Below are 2,399 nucleotides of genomic sequence, written 5' to 3'. Positions count from 1 at the left end.
TGAAGGAATCCGACAAGCTGCCGGAGCCGATCTATACCCCGTCCACCAAGGCTGAAATCGGCGATCATGACGAAAACATTTCCTATGAGCAGAGCATTGAGCATCTGGAGAAGTACTTCCCGGGCAAGGGTGCAGAGTACGCACAGAAGCTGCGCGACTATACCATTGCCCTGTACAAAAAATGTGCAGACTATGCTCTGAGCCGCGGCATCATCATCGCTGATACCAAGTTTGAGTTTGGTCTCGACGAGAACGGCAACATCGTTCTGGGTGATGAAATGCTGACACCGGATTCCTCTCGTTTCTGGCCGGCAGACGGCTATGAGCCGGGTCACGGTCAGCCGTCCTTCGACAAGCAGTTCGCACGCGACTGGCTGAAGGCAAACGAGCATGACTGGAAGCTGCCGACAGACATTACCGAAAAGACCATTGCCAAGTACTTGCAGGCATACGAGCTGCTGACTGGCAAGAAGCTGTAATCTCTGTTATTTGCCAAACGTATAGAAAAGATAAGACGGTATGCATCGAAATGTTTCCGGTGCATACCGTCTTTTTATGTATCTAATTGTTCTATCGCTTCACAGATCTGCTGCATCGCTGTTTGCGCTTCTGGAATGTCATAGAGCGGATAATTGTGATTGAGTCCCTTGCCAATGTGCAGCGTGGCATCTATGCCCGCTTCCTGCAAGTGTTCTGAAAATTTTATCACATCCGGATACAACAGCTCTCTCGTTCCAATAAACATCGTAACACGGTTCAAATAAGAAACATCTCCAAACATCGGGCTGATGCGGTAGTCTTTCGCATTGGTGTACGGCCCTGCCCACGCTTTTCCCATTCTTTTCAATCCCTTTGGAGATAACGTCGGGTCGCGCTTGGCATAGCGCTTGATGTCTGGATTAGACAGGGTGGCATCCAGCCACGGACAGATCAAAATCAACTGTTCCGGCTGCTCCCAGCCCCACACGCCGAGATATTCACAAAACCCAGCGGCCAATCCGCCGCCAGCAGAGTCTCCCAAAATCGTCAGCGGCAAGGATGTATACTCCCGTATATCTGGATACAAATGCTCTAACAGCAAATACGTATCGCTAAACCGGTGATTTGGCGCCAGCGGATAAATCGGCGCCAGCACAATCGATTGCGACTGCTGCGCCAGCTTATCGCAAAAACGCAGTTGATTCTTGGAAATCTGGCTCACATACGCCCCGCCATGCAGGTATAAGACCACGTGATTTTTTTCGTTTTCCGGCACAAATGCCAACAGTTTGATATTTTCATAGTGAAACACAATCACTGTGCTGCCAAATGCCACATCATCGGGCAATTCATACCATTTATCTTCTGATTTTGCTCGCCTCTCCATATATTTCTGTGCATTTTGCTCTGTCTCAAAAACTCTGGTAGACGTTTTTGACTGCAGCCGCAGCTCCGTCAACGACGCGCCGATGGATCGATGGTAAATGTTAACAGAGATAAACGCAAACCCTGCGGCAGATACCACAAGAGAAAGAAACACAACAAGCAAGAAAGTCTTGATTCGTTCCAATTGCTACTCCTCATTGGTTTATTTTCCCTTTTATTGTACCTGATTGACAGGATAATAGCAAGTGCCGCTGCATCCGTCAGGAAACAACTGTCGTTTGAGCTGGGTTTGAAACGACAGTTCATCTGCACTGTCATTCAAAATATCCAAAGCCACGCGGAACGCCCGAATATCCCGAACCGTATCTTCCAAAAAATTGCCGCGGCTGACCAGTTTTCCATAAGAAATCCCGGCTTGTTTCATGCGCCACAGCGCGCATAATCCACAGCCGGATTGTCCAACACAGCCGCGTCGTACAGGCGTGTCTGGTGTCTTTTCTTCACAGTACAAAGGCGAATGCACACCGCCCAGCTGATAGGGTATCAAACAGGCATGAGGGAGTTCATCGCAGTGCAGAGAGCTGCAAAAGGCTCCATGAAAATGACACATCTCATTGAGCACAAACGCCTCATATTCCAGCTCCGGCTGTGCGCGCACGCAGGCTTTCATATCTGCAAGCGTAGTCTTTCGGTGAAAAATTACACGGTCTGCTCCCAATGCTTTACCCTGTGCGATGGTCAAATGATTGATTTCAGACAGTTCACCACTGATATGCAGTTGGATCTGCTTGTCTATCCCCTGCTCATGCAGATAGATGAGCAGCGCCATATCAGCGACAATAAACGAAGAAAAACCGTCTGTGACACATTGCTCGATATAGTCGGCCAAAATCGGATACTGCTCCGGCGTGTAATACAGCGAATTGAGCGTAATAGATACCGGAACGCCATACACACGTTTCATGCTGTTTAAAATCTGTAATTCACTGCGCGATCCGATTTGTACCGGATAATACAGCACCTCTCGGCGATTG

At 48.7% G+C, this 2,399-nt stretch carries 3 protein-coding genes; 1 reads left to right on the top strand and 2 read right to left on the bottom strand.

The annotated features are described in order from the left end of the window. Window positions 1-479: phosphoribosylaminoimidazolesuccinocarboxamide synthase (locus ACR0P9_RS11085; protein WP_432620128.1), on the top strand; the 479-nt coding region annotated here is incomplete at its 5' end. Window positions 480-553: 74 nt separating this feature from the next. Here ACR0P9_RS11085 and ACR0P9_RS11080 read toward each other — a convergent pair. Beyond that, window positions 554-1,549, bottom strand: coding sequence for an alpha/beta hydrolase fold domain-containing protein (locus ACR0P9_RS11080; RefSeq protein WP_432620126.1), 996 nt, complete (start codon window positions 1,547-1,549; stop codon window positions 554-556). Window positions 1,550-1,579: 30 nt separating this feature from the next. Then, on the bottom strand, window positions 1,580-2,399 hold an 820-nt coding region (locus ACR0P9_RS11075; RefSeq protein ID WP_432620124.1), incomplete at its 5' end, for a U32 family peptidase.

This window comes from Butyricicoccus sp., from assembly GCF_050872565.1.
In the GTDB taxonomy this organism is placed as follows: domain Bacteria; phylum Bacillota; class Clostridia; order Oscillospirales; family Butyricicoccaceae; genus Butyricicoccus_A.
This window is presented reverse-complemented; position numbering and strand designations above follow the sequence as displayed.